The sequence below is a fragment of the Roseimarinus sediminis genome (genome assembly GCF_050433125.1).
GTDB classification, from domain to species: Bacteria; Bacteroidota; Bacteroidia; order Bacteroidales; family Prolixibacteraceae; genus Roseimarinus; species Roseimarinus sediminis.
The window spans coordinates 1-25,076 of sequence record NZ_JBNPXV010000006.1 but is presented as its reverse complement, the minus strand read 5'-3'; the positions used below and the strand labels follow the sequence as shown (position 1 = coordinate 25,076).

The window sequence follows — 25,076 nt, the reverse complement described above, 5'->3', positions numbered from 1 at the left end:
AATGTTTAGAATTAAGCAATGTACAATACATCAGTTTGTGAAATCAAAAGATAATCTGAACCATCGATGTTCAGTTCTGTACCGGCGTACTTACCATAAAACACGGTATCGCCAACCTTCACTTCCATGGGTTCGTCTTTTTTCGACTCACCTGCTAAAACCACTTTTCCTACCTGTGGTTTTTCTTTTGCTGAATCAGGAATAATGATTCCACCTGCTGTTTTTTCTTCAGCAGCCATTGGTTCTACCAGGATCTTTCCTGCAAGTATTCTACCTTTCAATTCTGACATTGTTTTTTATTTTTAAGTTATTAGATCAAATTAACGGCTCGTTCTCAATCAGAATTTGTGCCAAAGGCAAATTCTGCCAAAAAGTAAGCGATGACGGTACTGCAACTGACAGCATGATGAGCAAAAAATGATCAACAAACTGTAGCACAACACTCAAACCAACGACTGACAAAGAGAACAGCAACACTGCCATGATGACAGCAGCCGCCAAAAAGAAACAAAAAAGGCGTCGCAAACACGACGCCTCAATATTATACAAGTTGGTATTTTCTATTCTTCATCGGCATTTCCGCCATTATCGGCCGGAACTGTTTCACCTGCCGATTCGATATCTCCCTCGGTCATAGGGAAACTTGGAACTGCAGAAGGATCGATTGCGGTTTCGATCTGATTGCTGATGATCGAATCCTGTCTGATTTCCTGACGCGGAATAAAAGCACTTGCCATTACGCACAATACTAAAAGTGCACCAGCCAGATACCAGGTTGCTTTTTCCAGAAAGTCGGCTGTACGACGTACACCCATAATTTGGTTATTGCTTGAGAAACTTGAGGCCAAACCTCCACCCTTTGAATTCTGTACCAACACGATGAGTACAAGCAAAAGGCAAACAATAAAAATGAGTACAATTGCAAGCGTATACATTTTATGAATCTTTTGATATTAAGTTTTTGATTTTTTCAATTTGACTGGCAAAGTAAGTATTTTTTTCCGGGAATTTCAAACTTAATTTTTCATAGGCTTTTAGTGCCTCACGATACAGTCCCTGCTGAACGTAAATACCTGCGAGCGTTTCGGTTATAAGCCCCTCGCTTACCTCTTCCTCCTCGTTGGCAGGCAACTTCTTCGAGGATGCGGCATTGACTTTACGGGGAATGATCGTCGGATTTTCATTAATAAATTTATCAATCAGGTCAACAGGCTGATTGTTTTCATTATGAAGGTCGGCTTCGAGCTTAAAAGACGATGTTGGTTCTAGTTGCAGTTCACTCAACAGATCATGCTGTTTATCGCTCAATACAGTGCCCAGCGCTTTGCTGTCGAAGGGGAGTAACTGAAATTCATTTTCCGATGCGCTGCTTCCGCTAAGCAGCTTCAACAACTGTTGACGGTCGGAAATAAAAACAGCCTGCTTGCTCAATTCTGCTTCAAAGCGGTAGCTGCTGATATTTTGCAAATTACGCAGATAGAGCATTCGCGCAGCCACAAACCAGGGGAAATCGCCGACCACTTCCTTCAAACCTTCCACTGTCGATGCATCGAGCAGTTCGGGTTGTTTCATGTATTTCTGAAATTGCTCTTTTGTCACAATACTACCAATTGGCTACCGATTTATTGAATATGTCATCTACGATTTGTGTTACTATTTCCTCGATCAGATCGTCTTCAACCTCACTAAGATTACTGGTACTGCTAAAATCGGCATAGGCCGAAAACTCGGTATCGAAGTCCTGATCGTGGTCGAGGTTGTTGGTATATTTCACCGAAATGCGTATCGTTAGTCTGGTTTGAGCTGCAATGTCGTCGCCCTGCACCGCCATTGGTTTTTCATCGAAACCGGTAATGGCACCTTCAAACTCGAGGTCACCGCCATCGCGCAAATAATCTAGACTGGTCTGGCGTGTAAATTTATCACGAAGCTGTTCGGTAAAATAGGTACTCAGCGTCGGACTTGCCTTACCTGCCCTCAACTGAAAATCGTATACCGTGTAGGTTTTCACCAGGGGTGAAATGGATGCACCGGTAAACGAATAGTTGATCTTGCAATGTGTTAAACCCAGCGAGAGAAAAACAAAAAGGATGATACTCAGGAACTGCTTCATATTGTTCTTTATACGTGATGCCACTAATTAATATTGTACTCTTTAATTTTTCGGTAAAGGGTACGTTCGGATATTCCCAGTTCTTTGGCTGCATATTTGCGCTTCCCCTTATACTTTTGCAGTGCTTTCTGTATCAATTCCTTTTCCTTTTTTTCTATGGAAAGGGTTTCCTCAACATATTCCTCTGTATCTTCAATATGCTCCTCATCTTTATCGATTTTCACAGCCTGAACCGTAGGTACTGCGGGGTAGCTTGTCACTTCAGGCTGATAGGCTTCGGCTTCAAAGCCATTCTCTTCTTCCTTATACAGCTTGCGGATAATGCGCTTGTTTTCGTTATGGATCTGGCCCGAGTCTTCATTTTGCATCAGATCGAACACCAGCTTCTTGAGATCGCTCATGTCCTTTTTCATGTCGAACAATACTTTGTACAGGATTTCCCTTTCCGAAGCGAAGGTGTTCTCCTCGTTCTGACGATAAAGTGCAGGCAGTTGATGCTCGTGAAAATGTGGAAGATAACCCCGCATTTTATGGCCATCGATTTCGCGTGCCTGTTCAATAATGGATATCTGCTCGGTAATATTTTTCAATTGCCTGATATTTCCCGGCCAGGGAAATGACACCAGGATGCCCCGGGCCTCATCGTCGAGCCGAAGGGCAGGCATACGATAACGCTCGGCAAAATCGTGCGCAAATTTACGGAATAACAAAACAACATCATCCTTTCGTTCGCGCAAAGGCGGCACATGAACAGGCACCGTATTGAGACGATAATAAAGATCTTCACGAAACTTGTTTTCGCTAATGGCCCCCGGAATATCAAGATTGGTTGCTGCTACTACGCGAACATTGGTCTTCAGCACCTGCGACGAGCCAACTTTCATAAATTCACCTGCCTCGAGCACCCGTAATAATCTGACCTGAGTAGACAGGGGCAGTTCACCCACCTCGTCGAGGAAGATTGTGCCACCGTCGGCTACTTCAAAATAACCTTTCCGATCGTTGAGTGCTCCTGTAAACGAGCCTTTCACATGGCCGAAAAGTTCAGAATCGATAGTACCCTCAGGAATGGCTCCACAGTTCACTGCGATGTATTTTCCATGTTTCCGCGACGAAAACTGGTGAATGATTTGTGGAAACACTTCCTTACCCACTCCACTTTCTCCTGTAATCAACACCGACAAATCGGTGGGGGCCACCTGTACTGCCACCTCAATGGCACGGTTCAACACGGGTGCATTTCCTATGATACCAAAACGTTGTTTAATTTCCTGAATGTCGATCATGTTCCGAATGTACTTTAAACAATGCTATTTTTCCGATTTAACTGACAAAGTTACAATTTTAGCACTTCAATAAACCATCGAAATTTATAAAAAGTGTGAAAGTAGCCTTAGAAACTGTATCTTTAAACCCACTTATGAAACCCATCGCTATAATACCTGCCCGTTATGCATCGACCCGCTTCCCGGGGAAACCCCTGGTTGATATCGGAGGCAAACCAATGATACAGCACGTTTACGAACGTTGTAGCGAGGTATTCGATCTGCTTGTGGTGGCCACCGACGATGTACGCATTGAAGAAGCGGTTAAAAGCTTTGGTGGAAAAGTGGTCATGACTGCTGCCAATCATCCCAGTGGCACTGACCGTTGTGCCGAGGCAGCCCGGCTGCTTTCAGCTGACTACGACTTCGACGTGGTAGTCAATGTTCAGGGCGATGAGCCCTTCATTCAGCCCGATCAGTTCAGACTGCTTCTGCAATGCTTTGAAGATGAAGCCTGCGACATTGCCACGCTGCTTTGCCCCATCGATAAGATCGAAACCTTGTTTGATCACAACAAAGTGAAAGCCGTTCGTTCGGCTGCCGGCTTTGCGCTTTATTTCAGCCGTCACACCATCCCGTTTCAACGCGATGCAGCAAAAAATGAATGGCTTACAAAGCACCAATATTTTCTTCACATTGGCTTGTATGCGTATCGTGCATCGGTTCTGCAGGCGCTCACACAGCTCGAACCCTCGCCACTTGAACAAGGAGAAAAACTGGAACAACTGCGCTGGCTTGAAAATGATTTTCGAATTAAAACTGCCCTTACCGACGGTGCAGGCAGTGGCATCGATACGCCCGAAGACCTTGAAAGACTGCAAGCCGGCCTGCTATAAAAAAATAATACGGCAAGCTGCTGCTTTTCGAAGCGAACAATTTATGCAAGCAACAGTTCTTCAATCAACTAATTTTCCTACTTTAGAGAAAACGAAAAACAAATGGAAAAGCTTCGAATTATCCGGAATGATCCCTGGCTCGAACCCTACGAAAAGGCTTTCATCGAATGGCATGAGCAAACAAAGCGAAAGGAAGCCGAATTAAGCGGTACCGCTTCGCTTTCCGATTTTGCCTCGGGTTATCTCTATTTCGGTCTTCACCGATGCGAAAACCAATGGTGTTTGCGTGAATGGGCTCCCAATGCATCCAGTATTTATCTGATTGGTACTTTCAATAGCTGGAACGAAGAAGAAGCCTATCGCATGCAGCCCGTTGGCAATGGCAACTGGGAGCTAAATCTTGACGAAAACCAGCTAAAGCACGGCGACCTGTACGCCCTGTCGATGCACTGGAACGGCGGAAGTGGCAAACGCATTCCGGCATGGGCCCAGAGGGTGGTTCAGGATCCCGACACCCACATTTTCAATGCCGAAGTTTGGGCTCCCCCGACAAGCTACGAATGGAAAAACAAGTTATTTGAGCGGAGTGAGGAAGCTCCCCTTATTTATGAAGCCCACATTGGCATGGCCGGCGAAGAAGAAAGGGTACACAGCTATAATGAATTCAGGACCGATATGCTGCCCCGTATAAAGGACGCCGGTTACAATGTTATTCAATTGATGGCCATTCCAGAACATCCCTATTATGGAAGTTTCGGCTACCATGTTTCGAGTTTCTTTGCCGCTTCATCGCGTTTTGGCACTCCCGATGAACTGAAACAACTCATCGACGAAGCCCATGGCATGGGCATAGCCGTCATCATGGACCTGATTCACTCTCATGCAGTAAAGAACGAACTCGAAGGACTGGGACGTTATGATGGTACCCGCTACCAGTTTTTCCACGAAGGGAACCGGGGTGAACATCCTTCCTGGGATTCTCTTTGCTTCGATTACAGCAAAAATGAGGTGCTGCATTTTTTGCTTTCCAATATAAAATACTGGCTGGAAGAATATCGCTTTGACGGCTACCGTTTCGATGGGGTGACCAGCATGCTGTACTTCGACCACGGACTGGGAACAGCCTTTGGCGGCTACGACGATTACTTTTCACCCAATCTCGACTACGAAGCAGTGGTTTATTTCAAACTGGCCAATCAACTCATGCACGAACTCAAACCCCGTGTGCTGTCAATCGCCGAAGATGTAAGTGGTTTGCCCGGACTGGCAGCCCCTCTTGAAGATGGAGGCCTGGGTTTCGATTACCGGATGAGCATGGGGGTTCCTGATTATTGGATCAAACTCATCAAGGAGAAAAAAGACGAGGAATGGGAAGTTGGTGATATTTTTCATCAGATGACCGCCCACCGTAACGACGAAAAAGTGGTAAGCTATGCAGAAAGCCACGATCAGGCACTCGTTGGCGACAAGACCATTATCTTCAGGCTGATCGACAAAGAGATGTATTTCAGCATGCGAAAAGATCAGCCCAACCTGACCGTTGAAAGAGGAATTGCTCTGCACAAAATGATCAGGCTCCTGACTGCAAGCTGCGCCGGTGGGGCTTATTTAAATTTCATGGGGAACGAGTTTGGTCATCCCGAGTGGATTGATTTTCCCCGGGAGGGGAATCACTGGTCGTATCGCCATGCCCGTCGGCTGTGGAGCCTGGCCGATAATTACGAGCTACGTTTTCACTGGCTAAAAGATTTTGACCAGGAAATGATTGCCCTGATAAAAAAACATGAATTGCTTACAATTCCGGAAATATGGAAACTTTGGGAAAACAAAGCCGATCAGGTGCTGGCCTACCAAAGGGGCAGTCTCCTGTTTGTTTTTAATTTCAACGCTCATACTTCGTTTACCGACTATGGAATTCCTATGGAAGCCTCAAAGTTCAAGGTGGTGCTCAATACCGATGCCGGTCACCTTGGAGGTTACGAACGTTTTGATGACCGTATTACGTACTACACCATTCCTTCGGATGCTAACAAAGCATCGCATCAGCTAAGGCTTTATCTCCCTGCACGCAGTGCCCTGGTTTTCGAAAAAGAAGCCTTTAAGCAACTACACTAACACAAAAAAGAAGGGTGACCTGTAAAGATCACCCTTCTTTTTTTTAAGGCTTGTAGCACCTATCTGTTTTGTGCTTTCTTTCTTGATGAATAGTTGATGTGCAGCGCTGCTGCCTTACGTAATTCCTGCTTGATTTCGGTAACGATAAGCATTTTTGTAAATTCATCAACTTTCAGAGAGGTCACAATTTGTTTTTGCTCCTGCTCTTCGCGGGCTTGCCTTTCGGCTTCAACAAAATCGCCAATATCGCTTACTTTGGCAAACTGGTCGTTCAGCTGAATCCTTGGCTCACTACCAAGCTGGGCCTGCCACTTGGGCATGGGTGGTCCAACGTTGATATAGCTTACAAGCGACTTCTTTTCAAGTTTTGTAATTTCGGTTGCTTCAGGCAAGCGAACCCTTACCAGCGGATCGGTTTCACGCATGGTTGTTGTTACCATAAAGAAGAACAACAGCATGAAAACGATGTCGGGCAATGCCGATGTTGATATGGCAGGAGTTTCTTTACCTTCGTCTTTTCTAAATTTTGACATGCTAATTTCCTCCTATCCTTTTGGGTTCTGCTTCTGATATCTTTTGCGGGTAAATTTCCTTAATGGCATCCTGACGATCGGCGTCAAGTTTATCAAAAGACTTACCAAACTGGTTTTGTGCGAAGCTCTCACGCAACTCATTAATTGCAGCCACCAATTCATTTTGCACCTGAATATAGGTACCATAGGTGGTTCCAACGTCGTTTCGCAGAGAAATTACAACACTTTTCGACAATACGTCGTAAGGTCCGATGAAAGGAATTTCACGAACTTCCTTTTCAGGAAGGTCTTCGTCGTTCATCGGATTGGTTAAGAATTCTTTTGTTTTTTCCTTTAAGTCTTCTACCCGGGTCAATTCGCCTTCAACCATTAAACGGTTGTTGCGGTCGACCAATACAACGAAAATGTTACGCTCCTTAATTGGCGGGGTATCTTCGATATCCTCCGGGTCGATCCACTGAGGCAATCTCCTCTCAAGCCCTGTATCAATATCCATGGTAGTGGTTACCAGGAAGAAGATAAGTAGCATGAAGGCGATATCGGCCAACGATGAAGCATTATATTCGGGTAATTTCCTTGGCATAATTTAATTTTTTAGATGTTGTGATTTGCTCACGAACGTTTGAATACACTGGCTACTCCAAATCCGATAATGGAAAGGAAAGCACCGGCAAACAGAATGTAGACAAAATACAGTCCGGTTCCAACCCAACGCGAAATCGCTTCAGTCAGTGTTCCATCGGCAACAAATTTATCAACCCCGTAAAAATTAGGGATGGTGGGTGAAGCCAATGAATAAGATATGGCCAAAACAGCTCCAAAGATGGCCACGGCAACAACAGCACCAATGGCTTTCCTCTTGTCTCCAAACATTTGAACCAGGGCGAATACTACAGCAACTACAGCGGCAATAGCAAATAGTACAATCGACCAGTTCAGGTTCAAGGTAATTGCCTGTACGGCTTTGGCTCCTGGATTGCTTTCATCATCGATTGACACGATCATGTAAACAAAGAGAGCGACAGACAATGCCATCAGAACCCATAATATAATTGAGGTTATTTTACGAGTTTTCTCCATGGGTACAATTATTTTTTAGCATTGTGTTTAACTACCAGGTCGAGCAATGAAATTGAAGCATCTTCCATACTGTTGATGATGCTGTCGATTTTAGCGACACAGTAGTTGTAGAAAATTTGCAGGATAATAGCAACGATCAAACCGGTTACAGTTGTGATCAAGGCCACTTTAATACCACCAGCTACCAGTGAGGGGCTAATGTCACCTGCTACTTCAATTGCATCGAAAGCCTGAATCATACCGATTACTGTTCCGAGGAATCCGAGCATCGGAGCCAAAGCGATGAACAGGGCAATCCAGCTCAATCCTTTTTCAAGCAGACCTGCCTGAACGCTACCATACGATACTACTGATTTTTCAACTACATCAACACCCTCGTCGTAACGATCGAGACCCTGGTAGAAAATACTGGCTACCGGTCCGCGGGTATTGCGGCAAACTTCTTTTGCAGCTTCAACACCGCCATTGGCCAGTGCTTCTTCAACGTTGGCCATTAACTTTTTGGTGTTGGTGGTGGCCAGGTTCAGATAAATGATCCGTTCGATGGCAAGCGCCAGACCAAGAATCAGGGCGATCAGTACGAACGACATGAAAGTAGGTCCACCTTCAATAAATTTTTGTTTCAACTGACTGTGCAGCGATTTTCCTTCTTCAGCTTCAACAGCCGCTTCTTCCAGAGGGTCTGCAACTAAATCACCAGCTGAATCGGCAGTTACAGAATCTGCGCCAGCCACCTCTTCAGTAGCTACCTCAGCCTGATCCTGAGCAACAACATTAACCGACATTCCAAGTACGAATATCGTGAGAACAGCTATTAATGCAAATAATTTTTTCATGATGTTTTTTAATTTATTCAACAATTATTCTGATTTGCTTTATTCACTCTCATTTTACTTGCGGAGAGAGAGGGATTCGAACCCTCGGTACCCTTTCGGGGTACACACGCTTTCCAGGCGTGCCAGTTCAGCCACTCCTGCACCTCTCCATTATTTATTTCAACTCATGTGAAGAGCAGAAAAATAAACTGTAACACACGCTTTCTCCCGGTTATACCGGGATGCCGGTTCAGCTACTCCTGCACCTCTCCATTATTTCCACTTCTTGAATAATCCAAAGAAAAGCATCCTTTACCTTCTTTTACCTTGAAGGTGCTTTAACTTTTATGCAAGAGTCAAATTTTTCACTTGTATTCAGAACGTAAACCACCTCGCCCGCTGCCAGTAAAACTCCATATTGAAAACATTCCGGCAATAAATCTCTGACATGTTAAAGATGACATTAAACAAAAATAGCAAAACTACGTTAAACAACACCAGTATCTGCGAGCGATATGCACCATTTTTATTTGATCGCAGGTATTTAAGCGCCTTTGCATTTTTGCCCGATATTTTTGAGGGACGAAAAATACAAAAAAAAAAGAATATCAAACAAAACTATATTGTTATTTCTCCTTTCAAATTTTGATTCAGATATTTCTTCACTTCGGCATACGAAAGTCCTTGTCCCAAAAGAAACATCAACTTACTCACCGCAGCTTCGGTAGTCATGTCGTAAGCGCTCACTACTCCTTGCCGCTGCAGGTCGACACTGGTTTGATACAAACCCATCATTACCCGCCCTCCGGCACACTGACTTACGTTAACAATTATTATACCTTTTTTAATCGCTTTTTCAATTAATTTCGAAAACCATGCAAATTCCGGTACATTTCCCGAACCAAACGACTCAAGTACAATGCCTCTAAGCCCCTCTATTTCTATGATTGCTTCAACAATTGACTCCTGAATGCCCGGGAATATTTTCAGTATCACCACATGAGGATCGATGTTCCTGTTGACCTTGAATATGCCTTTATTGGTCGTGCGGTTAACAAATTCACTCGCATATTTAATTTCAACACCGGCACTGGCGAGGGGCGGATAATTTTTCGAGTCGAAAGCCTTAAACTGCAGGGAATCAATTTTAGTAGTACGGTTTCCTCTAAAAAGTTTGGAATTAAAATAAATACACACTTCCGGGACATTGGGCAGGCCATCGTGTTTGGCAGCAGCTATTTCAACCGCAGTAAGCAGGTTTTCTTTACCGTCGGTACGCAGTGTTCCAATGGGCAGCTGTGCGCCTGTTAGGATGACTGGCTTGTCGAGATTTTCGAACATAAAACTAAGTGCCGACGCCGTATAGGCCATGGTATCGGTTCCATGCAGAATCACAAAACCATCGTACTGCTCGTAGTTTTGCTCGACCGTTTCGGCCAGTTTCATCCAAAAATCGGGTGTTACATTCGACGAATCGAGTACCGGATCGAAAGTGATGGACGAAATATGGTAGCCAAACTTGTTAAGCATCGGAATCTCTTTCGACAATTCATCGAAATTTACCGGAGCAAGCGATCCGTCTTCGGGCCGCTGCACCATACCAATAGTACCTCCGGTATAAATAATCAGAATGGATGGTTGCATAACGATAGAAATATCGGCAAAAGTAAAGCTAATTCGCGCAAAGTCACAGAATATATCTCATAAAAAAGAACGACCGTGTATCACACACCAAAAAGCAGACTGGCATTCCTGGTGGTGATGGCTGCCATTTCATCTTCACCGATGTCGAAAAGCGATGCTACTTTCTTCAACACATAAACCAAATGAGCACTTTCATTGCGCTTCCCTCTAAAAGGAACCGGAGCCAGATACGGGGCATCGGTTTCGAGCAGCAAATCGTTGGGCGACAATTGGGCTATCACCTGATCGATCCCGGCGTTTTTAAAGGTAACGATTCCTCCTACTCCAATTTTCAAACCAAGTGCAATGGCTTTTTGGGCCTGATCGACATCGCCCGTAAAACAATGAAACACGCCCCTGAGCCGGCCCCCTTCATTGGCTTTTTCGATGCAGCCAATGGCCAAATCAAACGAATCGCGGGTATGGATCGAAACAGGCAAATCGTATGCCAGTGCATAGCCAAGCTGTTTCATGAAAACGTATTCCTGTTCTTCCCTGAAGGTATCTTCCCAGTACAAATCGATACCAATTTCACCAATACCATAAAACTTGCGCCGCTTTAGCCAATATTCGACCAGTTCGAGCTCTTCACGATAATCTTCTTTCACCGATGTCGGATGCAAACCAATCATTGGATAACACCGTTCCGGATAGCGATCGGCCAGGTCAAGCATCATTTTTATGGATGAACTGTCAATATTAGGAAGCAAAATTTTGTTAACCCCCTTATCGTCCGCCCGTTTTATCACTTCGGCTGCTTCTCCGTTGAACTCTTCGGAATAAATATGAGAATGGGTATCAATCAGCATAAAATCAAATTTTGGACAAAAGTAAAATTTTAGTGTTGACCAGCCTTATCTCCTTAGAAAGAAATGGTTAATATTGTGTAAACAATGGACTCAAAAGGAGCACTTAAGTCCTGTGCTTATTTTTTTAAAGTAACTTTGGAAAAAGTTTTCACCTTAAACTGTCGCGATGGTACAACGATTCAGGACAACGGTTCCGGTAATAAAATCAACATTTGAAATCGACCATCAAACTCCGGTGGTGATGATCGGCTCATGCTTTTCCGACCACATGGGAAAGCAACTTTCGCGACTGAAATTTCCGGTATTACAAAATCCTTTTGGGGTTTTATATAACCCGGCATCGATTGCCGGAGCAATTGAAAATGCAATTGAAAACAGACCTACTGATCCATCGTCTATTATATTTCACGATCAACAATGGCACAGTCTCGATTTTCACGGTTCCTTTTCTCATCCGTCGCGCGATGAGTTAATAAGCAACTGCCAACATGCGATCAATAAAACGCATCACTTTCTGAAAAGCACAAAAATGCTGTTTGTTACTTTTGGAACAGCCTGGGTGTTTAAACACATCGAAACCGATCGTATTGTGGCCAATTGTCACAAAATACCCGCCAAGGCCTTTGAACGCTACCGCTTACAGGTGACCGAAATAAGTCGTAGCTGGGTTGGCCTGATCAAGCAACTGACTGCCTTCAATCCTGCTTTAAAAATTATTTTCACCGTAAGCCCGGTTCGACATCTCAAGGACGGAGCGCACCAAAATCAGCTCAGCAAAGCCTGCTTGTTGCTTGCCATTGAGGAAGTGCTAAAGCAACTTCCAGCTACTACGTCGTATTTTCCGGCCTACGAAATAGTAAATGACGAATTGCGCGATTATCGTTTTTATGCCAGCGACATGACCCACATGAACGAAATTACAGTCGATTATCTTTTCGAGAAATTCGCATCAGTTTACTTCAACAACAATACGCTCCAACTCAATCAGCAGCTGGAACCAATAATCAAAGCGGCTCAGCATCGTGTGCTTAACAACAACCCCGAAAAAATTAAAAAATTTGCAGCATCGATGATAAAAAAGCTTGAAAAACTTGAAATGAATTATCCTTTTGTTAAATTACAGTCTGAAAAGGAATACTTCAAAAACCTTTGACCCAAAGTTGTAGTTATAGAAGAAGTAGCAAAGCGTTCAACCATCAATTAGCACATTCAATGAGTTATTTAAAATTCGACAAAAAGCAGCTGGTCAACCTGGAATATTCGCTGCAACGCGAAATACTACACACCAACCGCGCCGGTTCGTACAGTTGCACCACCCTGTCGGGATGCAACACCCGTAAGTATCATGGCTTGTTGGTTTGTCCCAATCATACACTCGACGGCGGAAAACATGTCTTGCTTTCGTCGCTCGACACAACCATTATACAGCACGGAGCCGAATTCAACCTTGGCATCCACAAGTTCAGCGGAGATCTATACGAGCCACGCGGGCACAAATACATCCGCGATTTCTCTACCGATGCCATCGCAATGCTTACCTACCGGGTAGGAGGCGTTGTATTAACCAAGGAGTTGTTGCTTGTCGAAAAAACAGAACAAGTACTGATTCGTTACACCCTGGTTGATGCAAATTCGCCTACGCGCCTGCGATTCAAGCCATTTCTTGCCTTTCGTAACATGCATCATTTGAGCAAGTCGAATTTGTATGCCAACACCCGGTACGAAAAAATAAAAAACGGAATTAAAATCCAGTTGTACGACGGCTACCCTTATTTGCACATGCAGCTATCGAAATGCGAAGAATACATTGCCAATCCCGACTGGTATTACAATGTTGAATATTACAAGGAACAGGCCCGCGGCTATGAATATACCGAAGACCTGTACACACCCGGTTATTTTGAAGCAGAAATAAAAAAAGGAGAAAGCATTATCTTCTCCGCTTCGACCAGTGAAAGTTCACCTGCACAGTTCAAAAGAAAATTCAATGCCGAACTCGAAAAGAAAACGCCAAGAAGCAGTTTCTTCGGCTGTCTCAAAAATTCGGCCGAACAGTTTGTCGTAAAAACCGATCATTTTACCGATTTGCAGGCCGGTTATCCCTGGTACAACGGACGGATTAATCAAACCTTTGTAGCACTTCCCGGACTATCGCTGGCCATAGAAGATCAGCGACTGATAAAAAACATACTAAAATCAAACATTGCAAGAATCAAAAACGGCCTTTTCCCAAGTAAATGGGGAAGGTTCATTCCTGACTATCATGCAGCCGATACACCACTTTGGTTTTTCTGGACCATTCAGCAACTCACAGACGAACTGGGCGGAAAAGCAGAAGTTTGGAAAAACTACCGGAAAACATTTATAAACATACTTGAGGCCTATAAGAATGGGACCGATTTCAACATTCGCATGGACGAAGATGCCCTCATCAATGCCGAATACACCGGAGTAGCACTCACCTGGATGAATGCCTACAGCCATAATCAACCGGTAACACCGCGTTATGGCAAAGCCGTTGAAATCAATGCACTTTGGTACAATGCCCTGTGTTACTTCATCGAACTGGCCGGGATGGCAGGAGATCAAAAACTGGCAGCCCAATGGCAGCTCCTTGCAGATCAGACTTCAAAATCATTTATTGAAACCTTCTGGGATGAAGAAAAAGGCTATCTGGCCGACTGTGTAAATAAAGAACAAAGCGACTGGTCGGTGCGACCCAATCAGGTAATTGCTTCAGCCATGCCTTACTCCCCTTTGACCAAGGAAATGAAAAAATCGGTTTTGAGTCTGGCAAAAAAAGACCTGCTCACCCCCAAGGGCTTAAGAACACTTTCGCCACGAAATCCCTTGTACAAGGGAATTTACGAAGGCAATGAACAACAGCGCGAAGAAGCCATGCATCAGGGCAGCGTATTCCCATGGCTGATCGGCTTTTTCATCGAAGCTTATCTTGAAGTACACGGACGAGGAGGCTTATCCTTTGTACAAAAAATAATGGATGGTTTCGAAGAAGAAATGACCAGTGGGTGTATTGGATCCATTTCGGAACTTTACAATGGAAACCCGCCTCATATAGGGAAAGGTGCTATTTCGCAGGCCTGGAATATTGGTGAAATACTAAGGGTTTATCACATAATCGACAATTTCAACAGTTAGGATAATAACTATCAGATAAGAGGCAGATGAAAGTATTAATGTTTGGATGGGAATTTCCACCGCACATCTCGGGAGGTTTAGGAACAGCCTGTTACGGTCTTACACGCGGACTGGCCAACTTCAAGGACATTGAAGTAGTCTTTGTGGTACCCAAAGCCTTTGGTGATGAAGATCAAAGTACCATGAAACTGATTGGAGCGAGCGACATCCCGGTCACGCGCAAAAAAATCGTTTTCAACGACATGCAAAGCAAAATCGATTATTACGAGGTCGACTCCAACATTATTCCTTACACCGATCCGGAAGAGTTTTGGAAAATGACCAGTCTTCGGCATGCCTCAAAAACACGTTTTATTGAAACCGACGATCACGGGAAAATTGAATTTTCGGGGAAATATGGAAAAAACCTGATCAACGAAATCTTCAATTATGCCATTGTAGCCGAAACCATTGCCAACGATACCGAATTCGATCTTATCCATGCACACGACTGGCTGGCTTATCCTGCCGGCATAGCAGCCAAAAAAGCATCGGGCAAACCCCTGGTAATTCATGTGCATGCCACCGATTTCGATCGCAGTGGCGGAAGCGTCAACCCACAGGTTTATGCCATCGAACGCGAAGGCATGGAACAAGCCGACAAAATCATTACCGTAAGTAATCTGACCCGTCAAATTGTAATTGAAAAATACGGCATCGATCCCGAAAAAGTACAAACAGTTTACAATGCGGTGGAACCGGTCAGTTTCGAAAATAAAAAGGCACTCAAAAAAGGCATGAATGAAAAGATTGTCACCTTTTTGGGGCGCATTACCATGCAAAAAGGGCCTGAATATTTTGTTGAAGCAGCCTATCAAGTGCTTCAGCGCAAACGAAATGTTCGCTTTGTAATGGCAGGAAGTGGCGACATGATGAACGCCATGGTCCGCAGGGCTGCACAGCTTAAAATCACCGATCACTTTCATTTCACAGGCTTTCTCAGGGGCGACGATGTATTTCATATGTTTAAACTGAGTGATGTATATGTGATGCCTTCCATTTCGGAACCATTCGGTATTTCGCCCCTCGAGGCCATGCAAAGCGATGTGCCTGTAATAATTTCAAAACAGTCGGGGGTTTCAGAAATACTCACGCATGCCATCAAAATCGATTTCTGGGACATCAATGCCATGGCCGACGCCATCCATGCCATCATCTCCTATCCTGCGCTTCCGGCTACTTTTAAGAAGAACGCCCGCACCGAAGTCGATAACCTGCAATGGAAACATTCGGCCGGCCATGTGCGCGATATTTATTATAAAACACTGAACAAGTAAAACCAAGATACAATGAAAACGATCAGCTTATATTTTCAGGTTCATCAGCCCTTTCGCTTTCGCCGTTACCGCTTTTTCGACATTGGCAACGATTCGTATTATTACGACGATTATGCCAACGAAACCATCCTGCATAAAGTAGCAAAAGACTGTTACTTACCAGCCAACGAAAAGCTGCTAAAGGCCATTGAAAAACACAAGGGACAATTCAGGCTGGCATTTTCCCTCACCGGAAGTGCCATTGAACAGTTTGAGCACTATGCACCCGAAGTGCTTGAATCGTTTAAAAAACTCAATGAAACCGGTTGTGTCGAATTTCTTTCCGAAACCTATTCGCACTCGCTGGTTGCACTCAAAAACGAGGAACTGTTTGCCAGACAGGTACAGCGACACGACGATTTGATAGAAAAGCATTTTGGCAAAAGACCCACGGTATTCCGAAATACCGAATTGATTTACTCCGACGAAATTGGCCGCATGGTGCACGACATGGGCTTCAAAGCCATGATCACCGAAGGAGCAAAGCATGTTCTGGGATGGAAAAGTCCCAACTTCATCTACACCAATGCCATCAATCCGCGCCTAAAAATTTTAATGCGAAACTTCAAGTTGAGCGACGACATTTCCTTCCGCTTTTCCAATAAGGGATGGTCGCAATACCCCCTCACCACCGAGAAATTCGTAAGCTGGCTGGGCAAAACCGATCCGAAAGATGAAGTAATCAACCTCTTTATGGATTATGAAACCTTTGGCGAACATCAAAAAGCCAACTCCGGAATACTCGATTTTCTGGGTGCGCTTCCCGATACCATCATTAAAAGCAAGCAGTTTCAATTCAGAACCCCTTCGGAGATCATCGACGATTATCAGCCTGTTGGCCCGGTGCATGTTCCCAACCCCATTTCGTGGGCCGATGAAGAACGCGACCTTTCGGCCTGGCTGGGTAATGAGTTGCAGGAAGAGGCATTCAATAAACTGTACGAATTACAGCCCCGAATAGAACAATGCAACGATGAAGCCATTCTGCGCGACTGGGACTACCTGCAGCTAAGCGACCATTTCTATTATATGTGTACCAAATTCTTTTCCGATGGCGAAGTCCATAAGTATTTTAATCACTACGACTCCCCCTACGAAGCCTTCATCAATTACATGAATGTTTTGTCTGACTTCACCATGCGCTTGAACAGAATTGTACCCGATGATCCCTTGAGCCAGCAATTAGCGGCCTTGCAGGAAACCGTGCGAATCAAAGAAGAAAAAATAAAATCGCTGGAACTCGAAAACAAGAAATTAAACCTTAAAAAGAAAAAAAAGAAACCAACTACTTCTTCAAAAACCAAAAAAGCAACTGTGAAAAAATAAACCCGGGCGTGACACTGTAAATTTATTTTGAAATCTTAACAGCATTCCTCGGCTGGAAGGTTTCAATTGAAAAAAATTTACTCTTTTTGTGACCCCTTTTTTAAACAGTTAAAAAGAAAACGAAAATAAAACAATAGAGATGAGTGAAGGAGTAAGATTTTCAGATCGTTATTACAACGATAAACCTACATGGCAAAAGCTGATTGTAGAACCAAAAATACCGGAGAGTTTGACTCCGCTTAAAGAAATATCACGTAACCTTTGGTGGGTTTGGAACACCAAAGCCCGTGAACTGTTCGAGTACATCGACGAAGAATTATGGATCGAAACAGCCCATAACCCCGTTTTAATGCTCGACAAGGTAGGCTACAACCGCTTCCTCGAATTGGAAAAAGATGAGGAATTCAGATACAAACTGGAATGGGTGTACAACGAACTAAGCAACTACCTGAAGGAAAGAAGTCATCCCGATGGAAATAAAATCGCCTATTTCAGCATGGAATACGGACTGCACGACAGTCTGAAAATTTTTTCGGGCGGGCTGGGAGTACTGGCAGGCGATTATTTAAAGGAAGCCAGCGATTCGAAAGTCAACATGGTGGCCGTTGGCCTGATGTATCGTTATGGTTATTTCAAACAAACCCTGAACAATAACGGCGAACAAATTGCCAATTACGAGGCAGAGGAATTTTCGAAAATCCCCGTTTCACCAGTCATGGTCAACAACGAATGGCTGAAGATAAGTGTCAGGTATCCTGGCAGAAACCTTACCGCACGCTTGTGGCAGGTTGATGTTGGCAGCGTTAAATTGTACCTGCTCGATGCCGATCTTGACGAAAACAACGACGAAGACCGTTTTGTTACCCACCACCTGTATGGCGGCGACAATGAAAACCGGCTCAAACAGGAAATCCTTTTGGGTATTGGCGGTATCAGAGCCCTGAAAGCACTTGGCATCGATGCCGATGTATACCATTGCAACGAAGGGCATGCTGCATTTACCGTTCTCGAACGCCTGCATAACATCATGCAGGATCATAAGCTAGGCTTCGACGAAGCGAAGGAACTCGTCAGGGCTTCTACCCTGTTTACCACCCATACGCCCGTTCCTGCCGGTCACGATTCCTTTCATGTTGATTTGCTTCATGCCTACATGAACTATTTCCCCGAAGAAATCGGACTCACATGGGATGCTTTTGCTCAACTGGGTAAAGCTTATCCCTCGGAGCATCTTTTTAATATGAGCTACCTGGCTGCCAACCTGGCTCAAAACATTAACGGTGTAAGCATGCTGCACGGCGATGTGAGTAAGGAATTGCTGCAAAGCCTTTATCCGGGCTATTTCCCCGAAGAACTTCATATCAGTTATGTTACCAACGGAGTTCATTACTCAACCTGGACGGCCCGCGAGTGGAAAGAACTGCATAAAAAATATTTCGGGCATCAGTTTCCCGAAACCCAAAGCAATTTTGATCTCTGGAAGAAAATCCACGATGTTCCTGACGAAGAAATCGTTGAGTTAAAACAACAACTTAAGGTCAAACTTATCAACTACATCAAGGAACGTTTTTCCGACAACTGGATCAAACGCAATGAGAATCCGAAACTCATCACCGAAGCACTGAATGCACTCAATCCCAATGCACTGACCATTGGCTTTGCCCGTCGTTTTGCAACCTACAAACGGGCCCATTTGCTTTTTAAGAACCTCGACCGGCTGAACAAAATTGTGAATCATCCCACCCATCCGGTACAGTTCATCTTTGCCGGAAAAGCGCACCCTGCCGATGGTGGAGGTCAGGGCCTGATCAAACACATTGTGGAAATTTCGAAACGCCCCGAATTCATTGGAAAAATCATGTTCATTCAAAACTATGATATGGATGTGGCCAAAATGATGTTGCAGGGTGTCGACATTTGGATGAACACCCCTACCCGTCCGCTCGAGGCCTCGGGAACCAGCGGTGAAAAAGGCGTAATGAATGGTACCATGCACTTTTCGGTACTCGACGGATGGTGGGTCGAAGGCTACAAACCCGAAGCCGGATGGGCGCTCCCACAGGAGCGTTCGTTCGACGTACAGGAATTTCAGGACGAACTCGATGCCGAAACCATTTATAACATACTGGAGCAGGAAATCGTACCGACCTATTATAACAAAAACCAAAAGGGAATTTCACCCGAATGGGTTTCCTTCGTGAAAAATACCATTTCGGAGGTGGCCCCTCATTTTACCATGCGCAGGCAGCTGAACGATTACATCGATCAGTTTTATGAACCACAGGCCGCCCGCTACCTTCAGCTTAAAAACGACCACTTTAAGCTTACAAAGGAAATTACCGAATGGAAAGCCCGTGTCGCTGAAAAATGGGATGGCATAAAACTCATCGAAGCTGATCTGGCTCATGGTGTTGATCATACTTACCAGATTGGTGAAACAAAACCAGCCCTGATAAAAATCGACCTTAACGGGCTTTTGCCCGAAGAAGTAGGCGTTGAAATTGTGCTGACAGAAAAGCAGGAAGAAAAAGATGTTTTTGTTGAAAGGCATGAATTTGAAGCCCTGTCAGGTGAAGGTAACATAACTACCTACGAACTCAAACTCAACCTCACCAATCCTGGCAGTTACAATTATGGAATCAGGGTATTCCCAAAAAACAGTCTGCTCCCGCATCGTTTCGATTTCAGATACATGCATTGGTTATAGATTCAATACTGATATTAAATTATTTGTCAAAAGGCTGGTAGCAACACCAGCCTTTTTCTTTTTCTCTGGCTTGTGTTTCCCTATCCGTCTGTAAGTGCTCACCCCACACCGATATACAAACCCTGCAACCTATGGTGCTGCTTAACTAAATTATTAAGAAATTTATTTCAAACAAGGCATTTACATTCAACAAATAAAGACGTAATTTTATCTGTAGAAAATCAACAATACATACTGAAAATAAAATGCCACCGAAGCATTGGGGTAATTAATTAAGATTTCAGTTGGCATGAACCGTTTCAGTTTTTTTAGGGTGTGTAATTTTTCAAAAACCATTAACCATGAGCTTGAAACTTAAGCTAAGATTCGCTGCATTCGTGTATGCCTTTATCCTATGTGCAGCAAGTGGATTTTCAGTCAATCCCAATCTTTCAAAGTATCTGATAAATTTGTCGGAAGGCAGTGATGGACCAGAATTTAATGATAAAGTGCCTGAAATTGCGATCTCAGGGAATACAATACATGTAGTCTGGACGCAAAATCCTCCTTCGTACACGCGAACATCAGAACTGTATTATCGTCGCTCGACCGATTTGGGTGAAACATGGGAAGCGCCTAAAAAAATAATGGTATTCAAAGACGGCAATTATGGAATACAGGAAGAAAGCCGACGCCTGGCGGTAGACGGAGATGTGGTGCACATTTGTACAGCCGATTACAACTATGCTGCCGGCGGAATCGGCGAAGTTCATTATTTTCGCTCTCAAAATGGCGGAGCTTCCTTTGAAAATGATCGGATCATTGCCAATACCTCGGGTGGATACAAAGCAATCGACAATTGCTTTATCAAAGCCGAGGACGGGAAGGTAGCAGTGGCCTACCAGGGTAACGGAGACAAAAAAGGATCGTGGGTAATGTATTCCGGCAATGGAGGAAGCAGTTTCAGCGACACCCAAATCTCAAATGAAAGTACTTATGTTGGCGACTTCTATTACGATGGTGAAAAAATCATAGTACTTTACGGCTATGCTTACTACATGTACGGTTTAAATACTGGAAAAATCTGGCTGGCAACGTCGGAAAACGGCACCAACTTTAACTCCAGTAAAATTTCAACAACGTATACAACTCAATACGGTGAAAGAGAACGCTGTCAAGTGGCACATGGCGATCACTATTCATCAAAAATAGCGCGTTCGGGAAATAACATCCATGTCATCTTTACCGGTTATACCGAAGGTGATGTCTGGACCACTTTTTATACCCGCTCAAGCAACGGAGGAAACTCTTTCGAAAGTGCAAGAAACATAGGCGCACTGGCAAGTGAGGGGCTTCAGAATGGAAGTGAAACAGTGGCTGCAAAAAACGGAAATGTATATTGGCTTGCTGCCAGCACCTATCCAACAAACAACAATTCGGGTAACCGTTTCCACTTTTCCTATTCACACGATAACGGGACCAGCTTCTCTGAGCCACGCAGCATTATGAATCCCGATGTTTACCATGTTGGAAAAGCTTCTCTTCCGGCCATTGTAATTGATCCGCTCGATGAGAGCGGAAATACTTTGTACCTTACCGGCAACTGGCTGTTTTCAACCAAATCGGTCGATGGAGGAGTAAGTTTTTCTGGAAGTACAACACTGGCACCTTCGCTGAAAAGCAATATCATTAACATGTCGCATGCATACATGAAATCATTCATGCAAATTGATGCCGCAGGGGGAAAACACTGGATTACACAGGCTCAGTGGAGAAGTGGAACCGATCAGGACATCTTCTACCGAAATGTGAAACCACAACCCGGTCCGGGAACCATTAACAAAGCATTTTATGTTGAAAATCCTGAAAAAAGCTATGAAACCGATCTGGTAGTAGTTCCTTCGTCGAAGAGCATTCAATTCGACTCGGCCATGACTGCCGAACTATGGGTGCGATTTGACCCGAAAACGATTGCCAATTTCAGCATAATGGCAAAAGTTGACGGCTACGATGGTTATGATACCAACCCGGAAGGATACCAATTAGCATTCCGTCAAAATAATGCCAGAATTGATGTAAGTGCCGGGATCAAAACCGACAAGGATGCTCCTGTGAACTGGGGTGAGATCGATTTGAACGACAGCCTCTGGCACCACATTGCCTTTACTTACGATGCCAATGCGGGCCTGAACAACTTCAGACTCTACATCAATGGCATGTTGCATCAACAGACCACACTCACCGGAGTCATGACACAAGAAGACGGCATGCTGATGCTTGGAGCACGCAACCTGGGCAATGGCTGGTACTACGATGCCATGTATTCGATGGATGAGCTTCGTTTGTGGGACAGGGCCCTCAGCCAGGAAGAATTGCTCGAAAACCAAACTAAAAAATTCACCGGCCAGGAAGAAGGTTTAAAGCTCTATTTCAACTTCGATGACACCTTTAAAGATCTTTCAGGAAACGGCAACGATGGTATTCCGGTTTATAACGGCACCTTGCGTACATCGGACTTTGATCCCCCGCTGCCCGAATTTGAAAGCTTCAAACAGGGCAACCAACTTTCGGTCAACAACAAATCGAAAAACGCCACTTCGTCCACCTGGTATTTTGGCGATGGAACAACTTCCAGTCAGGGTAACCCCAGTCATGTGTACGCAAAACCGGGCGAATATACAATAAGCCTGTTTGCCGCTAACACCAACAGCGTTACCGGAGCCGTGCAGCATGTCACCATCGAAGGACTCGATAAGGTGGAACCGGCCAGCGCCGGAAATTACGGCTATGCCACCCTGGTGGTATATGGTGGGGGTTTAGTTCCTGAAGGGCACACGGTGCTGTTGCGTAAAGGGGAACTCGAAATTCAGGGGGCTAAGCTATATGCACCTGCTCCCGGCCAATTGGCAGGTATTTTCTATATGACCGGAGCAGAACTGGGAACTTACGATGTGGTGGTTCAATACGGTGGGAGCGAACTCCTGCTCGAAAAAGCCTTTAAGGTGCTTGAAGCCAAAATGCCCGAACCATGGGTTTCTCTCTCGGGACGAGGAATGGCCTTGTTTAACATGTGGCAGAGCTATACCATCAGCTACGGCAACAAGGGAAATATCGACGCATTGGGTGTTCCGCTCAATATTGTTATCAGCGATCTGCCTGACCTCGAAGTCGAATTCATCGATTTCAGGGTCGAAGCCAATGAATACATGAAAACCAACACCCCCGAAATTGTAGAACACATGGATACCTTGTACGATGTGGTCGAAAACTATTTCGGACCCGGACTCAACGCCCGTTTCTACCCGCTTTTCATTCCCTTGCTCGAAGCAAACAGCACACACAGCATCCGGATTCGTATCAAAAGCCCCGACGATTTCAACATCGAAAGCTGGACCAACGATCCCTTCTTCGAAGCTGTCGATTCTGGAACAAAAAGTGCTTCATCGGGACTCGACGACTGGCCCGACGACAAAACCAGGCTAAATGCCTGCATTGCCCTTTCGGCCGCCAATGCAGCATCGTCGGTCGCCATGGACGCGCTGGGCATGCTACTGCCCGTTGATTGTTTGTACGACTTTTCCACCCTGGTATTCAATCCATGGAATGCTGCCAAACCCGAAATGAACGAACCTTCGGTATTCGACAACTGGGGCTACTCGCTTGCATCGGCCGCCATTAGTTGTGTTGGTGATCTGAGCCCCATTAAAGCAATTAAGATAGGCATCAAAATCACCTCTATTGTCAACAACATGTACCAGGGCTACATGGCCCACCAGGACTGTCTGAACAATTTCGACCCCCGCTATAAAAGCAAAAAAGGAGTGAAAGCCGTGTCGTCGTTCGACCCCAACGAAATGGTAGGTCCGTCGGGCTTTGGCGAGCAAAACTTCATTGTAAAATACGACAGGATGCCCTATACCATCCTGTTTGAAAACAAAAAGGAAGCCACCGCACCTGCACACATTGTCACCATTACCGACACGCTCGACCTGGCTGTTTTCGACCTGAACAACTTTGGTTTCGCATCCTTTGGCTGGGGCGATACGCTGTTTTCACCTCCGGGAGAGCAGCTGACGGAATTTTCGATGGACCTTGACCTGCGCCCCGGGATGGAACTAATCACCCGCGTTTCGGGAAAACTCGACACCCTTACGGGGGTGATCATCTGGGAGTTCCTTTCACTCAATCCACAAACGATGGAGCTCGAAGAAGATCCCTTTGTGGGCTTTTTACCTCCCAATGCCAATCCGCCCGAGGGCGATGGTTTTGTGAGCTTCACCGTTGGACTCAGGGAAGAGTTGGGAACCAATGCCGAGCTCCGTAACAAAGCATCCATTGTTTTCGATGCCAACAAACCCATTGTCACCAACGAGTTTCTGAATACACTCGATCTTGACCCGCCCAGCAGCAGCGTGGTGAGTCTCGAAAGTACCAACTTTAATAACTTTATGGTCGAATGGACCGGATCCGATGTAGGTGCAGGCATACAGCATTACGACGTTTTTGTGCTTGAGAACGACACCCTTTTATACAACTGGCTGAGGAACAATACCGATGAGTCAGCTGAATTTCAGGGAAGCATTGGTTCAAGCTACAAATTCTACAGCATGGCTACCGACCAGGTGGGACACCTCGAAAACGAGAAAGATCAATACGAAGCGCAAACAACAATTATAGTTGGTGTCGATGAAATGAGCCTGAATAAGAAGACCATTGAGATCTATCCAAATCCTGCCAGCGACAATATAAACATCAGGATAAACGATGAATATCGCGGTGTTCATGTAATTGAAATTGTTGGTATTAACGGAACGATCCACCATTCAGAGATTTACCGAAATACCGAAATTCAGCAGGGGATTTCCATCGATTTAAAAACTTATCAACCCGGATCTTACCTGTTAAGGGTGGTTTCCGAAGGTAAATCAGAGACAATAAAGATCTTAATTAAATAAGATCTTCCTTAAATTCATTTGAATGGCAAGCAAGGGCTGAAGCCTTATAAAGCACATCAGCCCTTGTTCCTGCCAAATAGTAAACCATTCCTGCCGGATTTTCATTCAAGCCACCATATTCCCCCACACTTTTGTAGCTTTTGTTTAAAATTCAACAGTTAAAGCAAATCATTACTGTCCCATTAAAATCTAAAAAAGTTCTTTGAAATATTTGAAATTTAGTTAATTACAGACGTTTTTAGAGCGAACGGACTTGAATTTTTAGTTTTGCATCAGATTAATCTGA

The 25,076-nt window shown here is 44.6% G+C and carries 19 protein-coding genes and 1 tRNA gene; 8 read left to right on the top strand and 12 right to left on the bottom strand.

The features are described 5' to 3' along the window. Positions 1 to 11 precede the first annotated feature (11 nt). The 5 genes from FHS86_RS09040 to FHS86_RS09020 form a co-directional block, all read right to left on the bottom strand. Entirely contained in the window at positions 12 to 290 is a 279-nt protein-coding gene (locus FHS86_RS09040) for a co-chaperone GroES (RefSeq protein ID WP_429412684.1), read from the bottom strand. 270 nt (positions 291 to 560) lie between these two features. After that, a complete protein-coding gene (gene secG, locus FHS86_RS09035) occupies positions 561 to 935 on the bottom strand; it encodes a preprotein translocase subunit SecG (RefSeq protein ID WP_429412683.1) in 375 nt (124 codons plus the stop codon). A gap of 1 nt (position 936) precedes the next feature. After that, positions 937 to 1,599 carry a hypothetical protein gene (locus tag FHS86_RS09030; RefSeq protein WP_429412682.1) on the bottom strand — a complete coding sequence of 221 codons (663 nt, stop codon included), beginning with the start codon at positions 1,597 to 1,599 and terminating at the stop codon, positions 937 to 939. Between the two features lie 4 nt (positions 1,600 to 1,603). Next, a complete protein-coding gene (gene lptE, locus FHS86_RS09025; protein WP_429412681.1) occupies positions 1,604 to 2,113 on the bottom strand; it encodes an LPS assembly lipoprotein LptE in 510 nt (169 codons plus the stop codon). A gap of 23 nt (positions 2,114 to 2,136) precedes the next feature. Then, a complete protein-coding gene (locus FHS86_RS09020) occupies positions 2,137 to 3,399 on the bottom strand; it encodes a sigma-54 interaction domain-containing protein (protein WP_429412680.1) in 1,263 nt (420 codons plus the stop codon). A gap of 134 nt (positions 3,400 to 3,533) precedes the next feature. Between FHS86_RS09020 and kdsB the strand changes: the two genes are divergently transcribed. Both kdsB and FHS86_RS09010 read left to right on the top strand, forming a co-directional pair. After that, a complete protein-coding gene (gene kdsB, locus FHS86_RS09015; protein ID WP_429412679.1) occupies positions 3,534 to 4,274 on the top strand; it encodes a 3-deoxy-manno-octulosonate cytidylyltransferase in 741 nt (246 codons plus the stop codon). Positions 4,275 to 4,376: 102 nt separating this feature from the next. Continuing rightward, a complete protein-coding gene (locus FHS86_RS09010; RefSeq protein ID WP_429412678.1) occupies positions 4,377 to 6,389 on the top strand; it encodes an alpha amylase C-terminal domain-containing protein in 2,013 nt (670 codons plus the stop codon). Positions 6,390 to 6,448: 59 nt separating this feature from the next. On the opposite strand, the gene FHS86_RS09005 is transcribed toward FHS86_RS09010, so the two are convergent. The 7 genes from FHS86_RS09005 to FHS86_RS08975 form a co-directional block, all read right to left on the bottom strand. Continuing rightward, positions 6,449 to 6,922, bottom strand: a complete 474-nt coding sequence (locus tag FHS86_RS09005; RefSeq protein ID WP_429412677.1) for an ExbD/TolR family protein — start codon at positions 6,920 to 6,922, stop codon at positions 6,449 to 6,451. A 1-nt stretch (position 6,923) separates the two neighbouring features. Next, the gene (locus tag FHS86_RS09000) at positions 6,924 to 7,505 is read right to left on the bottom strand and encodes an ExbD/TolR family protein (protein ID WP_429412676.1); all 582 of its coding nucleotides are present in this window, start codon (positions 7,503 to 7,505) and stop codon (positions 6,924 to 6,926) included. A 29-nt stretch (positions 7,506 to 7,534) separates the two neighbouring features. Further along, the gene (locus FHS86_RS08995; RefSeq protein WP_429412675.1) at positions 7,535 to 8,002 is read right to left on the bottom strand and encodes a hypothetical protein; all 468 of its coding nucleotides are present in this window, start codon (positions 8,000 to 8,002) and stop codon (positions 7,535 to 7,537) included. Positions 8,003 to 8,010: 8 nt separating this feature from the next. Continuing rightward, complete coding sequence (locus FHS86_RS08990) at positions 8,011 to 8,838, bottom strand: MotA/TolQ/ExbB proton channel family protein (protein ID WP_429412674.1); 828 nt, start codon at positions 8,836 to 8,838, stop codon at positions 8,011 to 8,013. Positions 8,839 to 8,899: 61 nt separating this feature from the next. Further along, positions 8,900 to 8,987 (bottom strand) — tRNA-Ser (locus FHS86_RS08985). A 448-nt stretch (positions 8,988 to 9,435) separates the two neighbouring features. After that, positions 9,436 to 10,461: an asparaginase gene (locus FHS86_RS08980; protein ID WP_429412673.1), complete on the bottom strand. Its 1,026-nt coding sequence runs from the start codon at positions 10,459 to 10,461 to the stop codon at positions 9,436 to 9,438. A gap of 80 nt (positions 10,462 to 10,541) precedes the next feature. Beyond that, on the bottom strand, positions 10,542 to 11,309 hold the full coding sequence (locus tag FHS86_RS08975; protein ID WP_429412672.1) for a TatD family hydrolase: 768 nt from the start codon (positions 11,307 to 11,309) through the stop codon (positions 10,542 to 10,544). Positions 11,310 to 11,475: 166 nt separating this feature from the next. On the opposite strand from FHS86_RS08975, the gene FHS86_RS08970 reads away from it, so the two are divergent. The 6 genes from FHS86_RS08970 (at position 11,476) to FHS86_RS08945 (ending at position 24,790) form a co-directional block, all read left to right on the top strand. Next, positions 11,476 to 12,462 carry a GSCFA domain-containing protein gene (locus FHS86_RS08970; RefSeq protein ID WP_429412671.1) on the top strand — a complete coding sequence of 329 codons (987 nt, stop codon included), beginning with the start codon at positions 11,476 to 11,478 and terminating at the stop codon, positions 12,460 to 12,462. A gap of 59 nt (positions 12,463 to 12,521) precedes the next feature. Beyond that, a complete protein-coding gene (locus FHS86_RS08965) occupies positions 12,522 to 14,468 on the top strand; it encodes an amylo-alpha-1,6-glucosidase (RefSeq protein ID WP_429412670.1) in 1,947 nt (648 codons plus the stop codon). A gap of 26 nt (positions 14,469 to 14,494) precedes the next feature. Beyond that, a complete protein-coding gene (locus FHS86_RS08960) occupies positions 14,495 to 15,784 on the top strand; it encodes a glycosyltransferase family 4 protein (RefSeq protein ID WP_429412669.1) in 1,290 nt (429 codons plus the stop codon). Positions 15,785 to 15,796: 12 nt separating this feature from the next. Continuing rightward, a complete protein-coding gene (locus tag FHS86_RS08955; RefSeq protein ID WP_429412668.1) occupies positions 15,797 to 17,149 on the top strand; it encodes a glycoside hydrolase family 57 protein in 1,353 nt (450 codons plus the stop codon). Positions 17,150 to 17,288: 139 nt separating this feature from the next. After that, on the top strand, positions 17,289 to 19,856 hold the full coding sequence (gene glgP / locus FHS86_RS08950) for an alpha-glucan family phosphorylase (protein WP_429412667.1): 2,568 nt from the start codon (positions 17,289 to 17,291) through the stop codon (positions 19,854 to 19,856). A 341-nt stretch (positions 19,857 to 20,197) separates the two neighbouring features. Next, positions 20,198 to 24,790, top strand: coding sequence for a LamG-like jellyroll fold domain-containing protein (locus FHS86_RS08945; RefSeq protein WP_429412666.1), 4,593 nt, complete (start codon positions 20,198 to 20,200; stop codon positions 24,788 to 24,790). Positions 24,791 to 25,076 lie beyond the last annotated feature (286 nt).

Excerpts from the sequence above, each read along its gene's own strand:
- FHS86_RS09040 (WP_429412684.1), bottom strand. The coding sequence starts at position 290 with ATGTCAGAATTGAAAGGTAGAATACTTGCAGGAAAGATCCTGGTAGAA.
- secG (WP_429412683.1), bottom strand. The coding sequence starts at position 935 with ATGTATACGCTTGCAATTGTACTCATTTTTATTGTTTGCCTTTTGCTT.
- lptE (WP_429412681.1), bottom strand. The coding sequence starts at position 2,113 with ATGAAGCAGTTCCTGAGTATCATCCTTTTTGTTTTTCTCTCGCTGGGT.
- FHS86_RS09020 (WP_429412680.1), bottom strand. The coding sequence starts at position 3,399 with ATGATCGACATTCAGGAAATTAAACAACGTTTTGGTATCATAGGAAAT.
- kdsB (WP_429412679.1), top strand. The coding sequence starts at position 3,534 with ATGAAACCCATCGCTATAATACCTGCCCGTTATGCATCGACCCGCTTC.
- FHS86_RS09010 (WP_429412678.1), top strand. The coding sequence starts at position 4,377 with ATGGAAAAGCTTCGAATTATCCGGAATGATCCCTGGCTCGAACCCTAC.
- FHS86_RS09005 (WP_429412677.1), bottom strand. The coding sequence starts at position 6,922 with ATGTCAAAATTTAGAAAAGACGAAGGTAAAGAAACTCCTGCCATATCA.
- FHS86_RS09000 (WP_429412676.1), bottom strand. The coding sequence starts at position 7,505 with ATGCCAAGGAAATTACCCGAATATAATGCTTCATCGTTGGCCGATATC.
- FHS86_RS08995 (WP_429412675.1), bottom strand. The coding sequence starts at position 8,002 with ATGGAGAAAACTCGTAAAATAACCTCAATTATATTATGGGTTCTGATG.
- FHS86_RS08990 (WP_429412674.1), bottom strand. The coding sequence starts at position 8,838 with ATGAAAAAATTATTTGCATTAATAGCTGTTCTCACGATATTCGTACTT.
- FHS86_RS08980 (WP_429412673.1), bottom strand. The coding sequence starts at position 10,461 with ATGCAACCATCCATTCTGATTATTTATACCGGAGGTACTATTGGTATG.
- FHS86_RS08975 (WP_429412672.1), bottom strand. The coding sequence starts at position 11,309 with ATGCTGATTGATACCCATTCTCATATTTATTCCGAAGAGTTCAACGGA.
- FHS86_RS08970 (WP_429412671.1), top strand. The coding sequence starts at position 11,476 with ATGGTACAACGATTCAGGACAACGGTTCCGGTAATAAAATCAACATTT.
- FHS86_RS08965 (WP_429412670.1), top strand. The coding sequence starts at position 12,522 with ATGAGTTATTTAAAATTCGACAAAAAGCAGCTGGTCAACCTGGAATAT.
- FHS86_RS08960 (WP_429412669.1), top strand. The coding sequence starts at position 14,495 with ATGAAAGTATTAATGTTTGGATGGGAATTTCCACCGCACATCTCGGGA.
- FHS86_RS08955 (WP_429412668.1), top strand. The coding sequence starts at position 15,797 with ATGAAAACGATCAGCTTATATTTTCAGGTTCATCAGCCCTTTCGCTTT.
- glgP (WP_429412667.1), top strand. The coding sequence starts at position 17,289 with ATGAGTGAAGGAGTAAGATTTTCAGATCGTTATTACAACGATAAACCT.
- FHS86_RS08945 (WP_429412666.1), top strand. The coding sequence starts at position 20,198 with ATGAGCTTGAAACTTAAGCTAAGATTCGCTGCATTCGTGTATGCCTTT.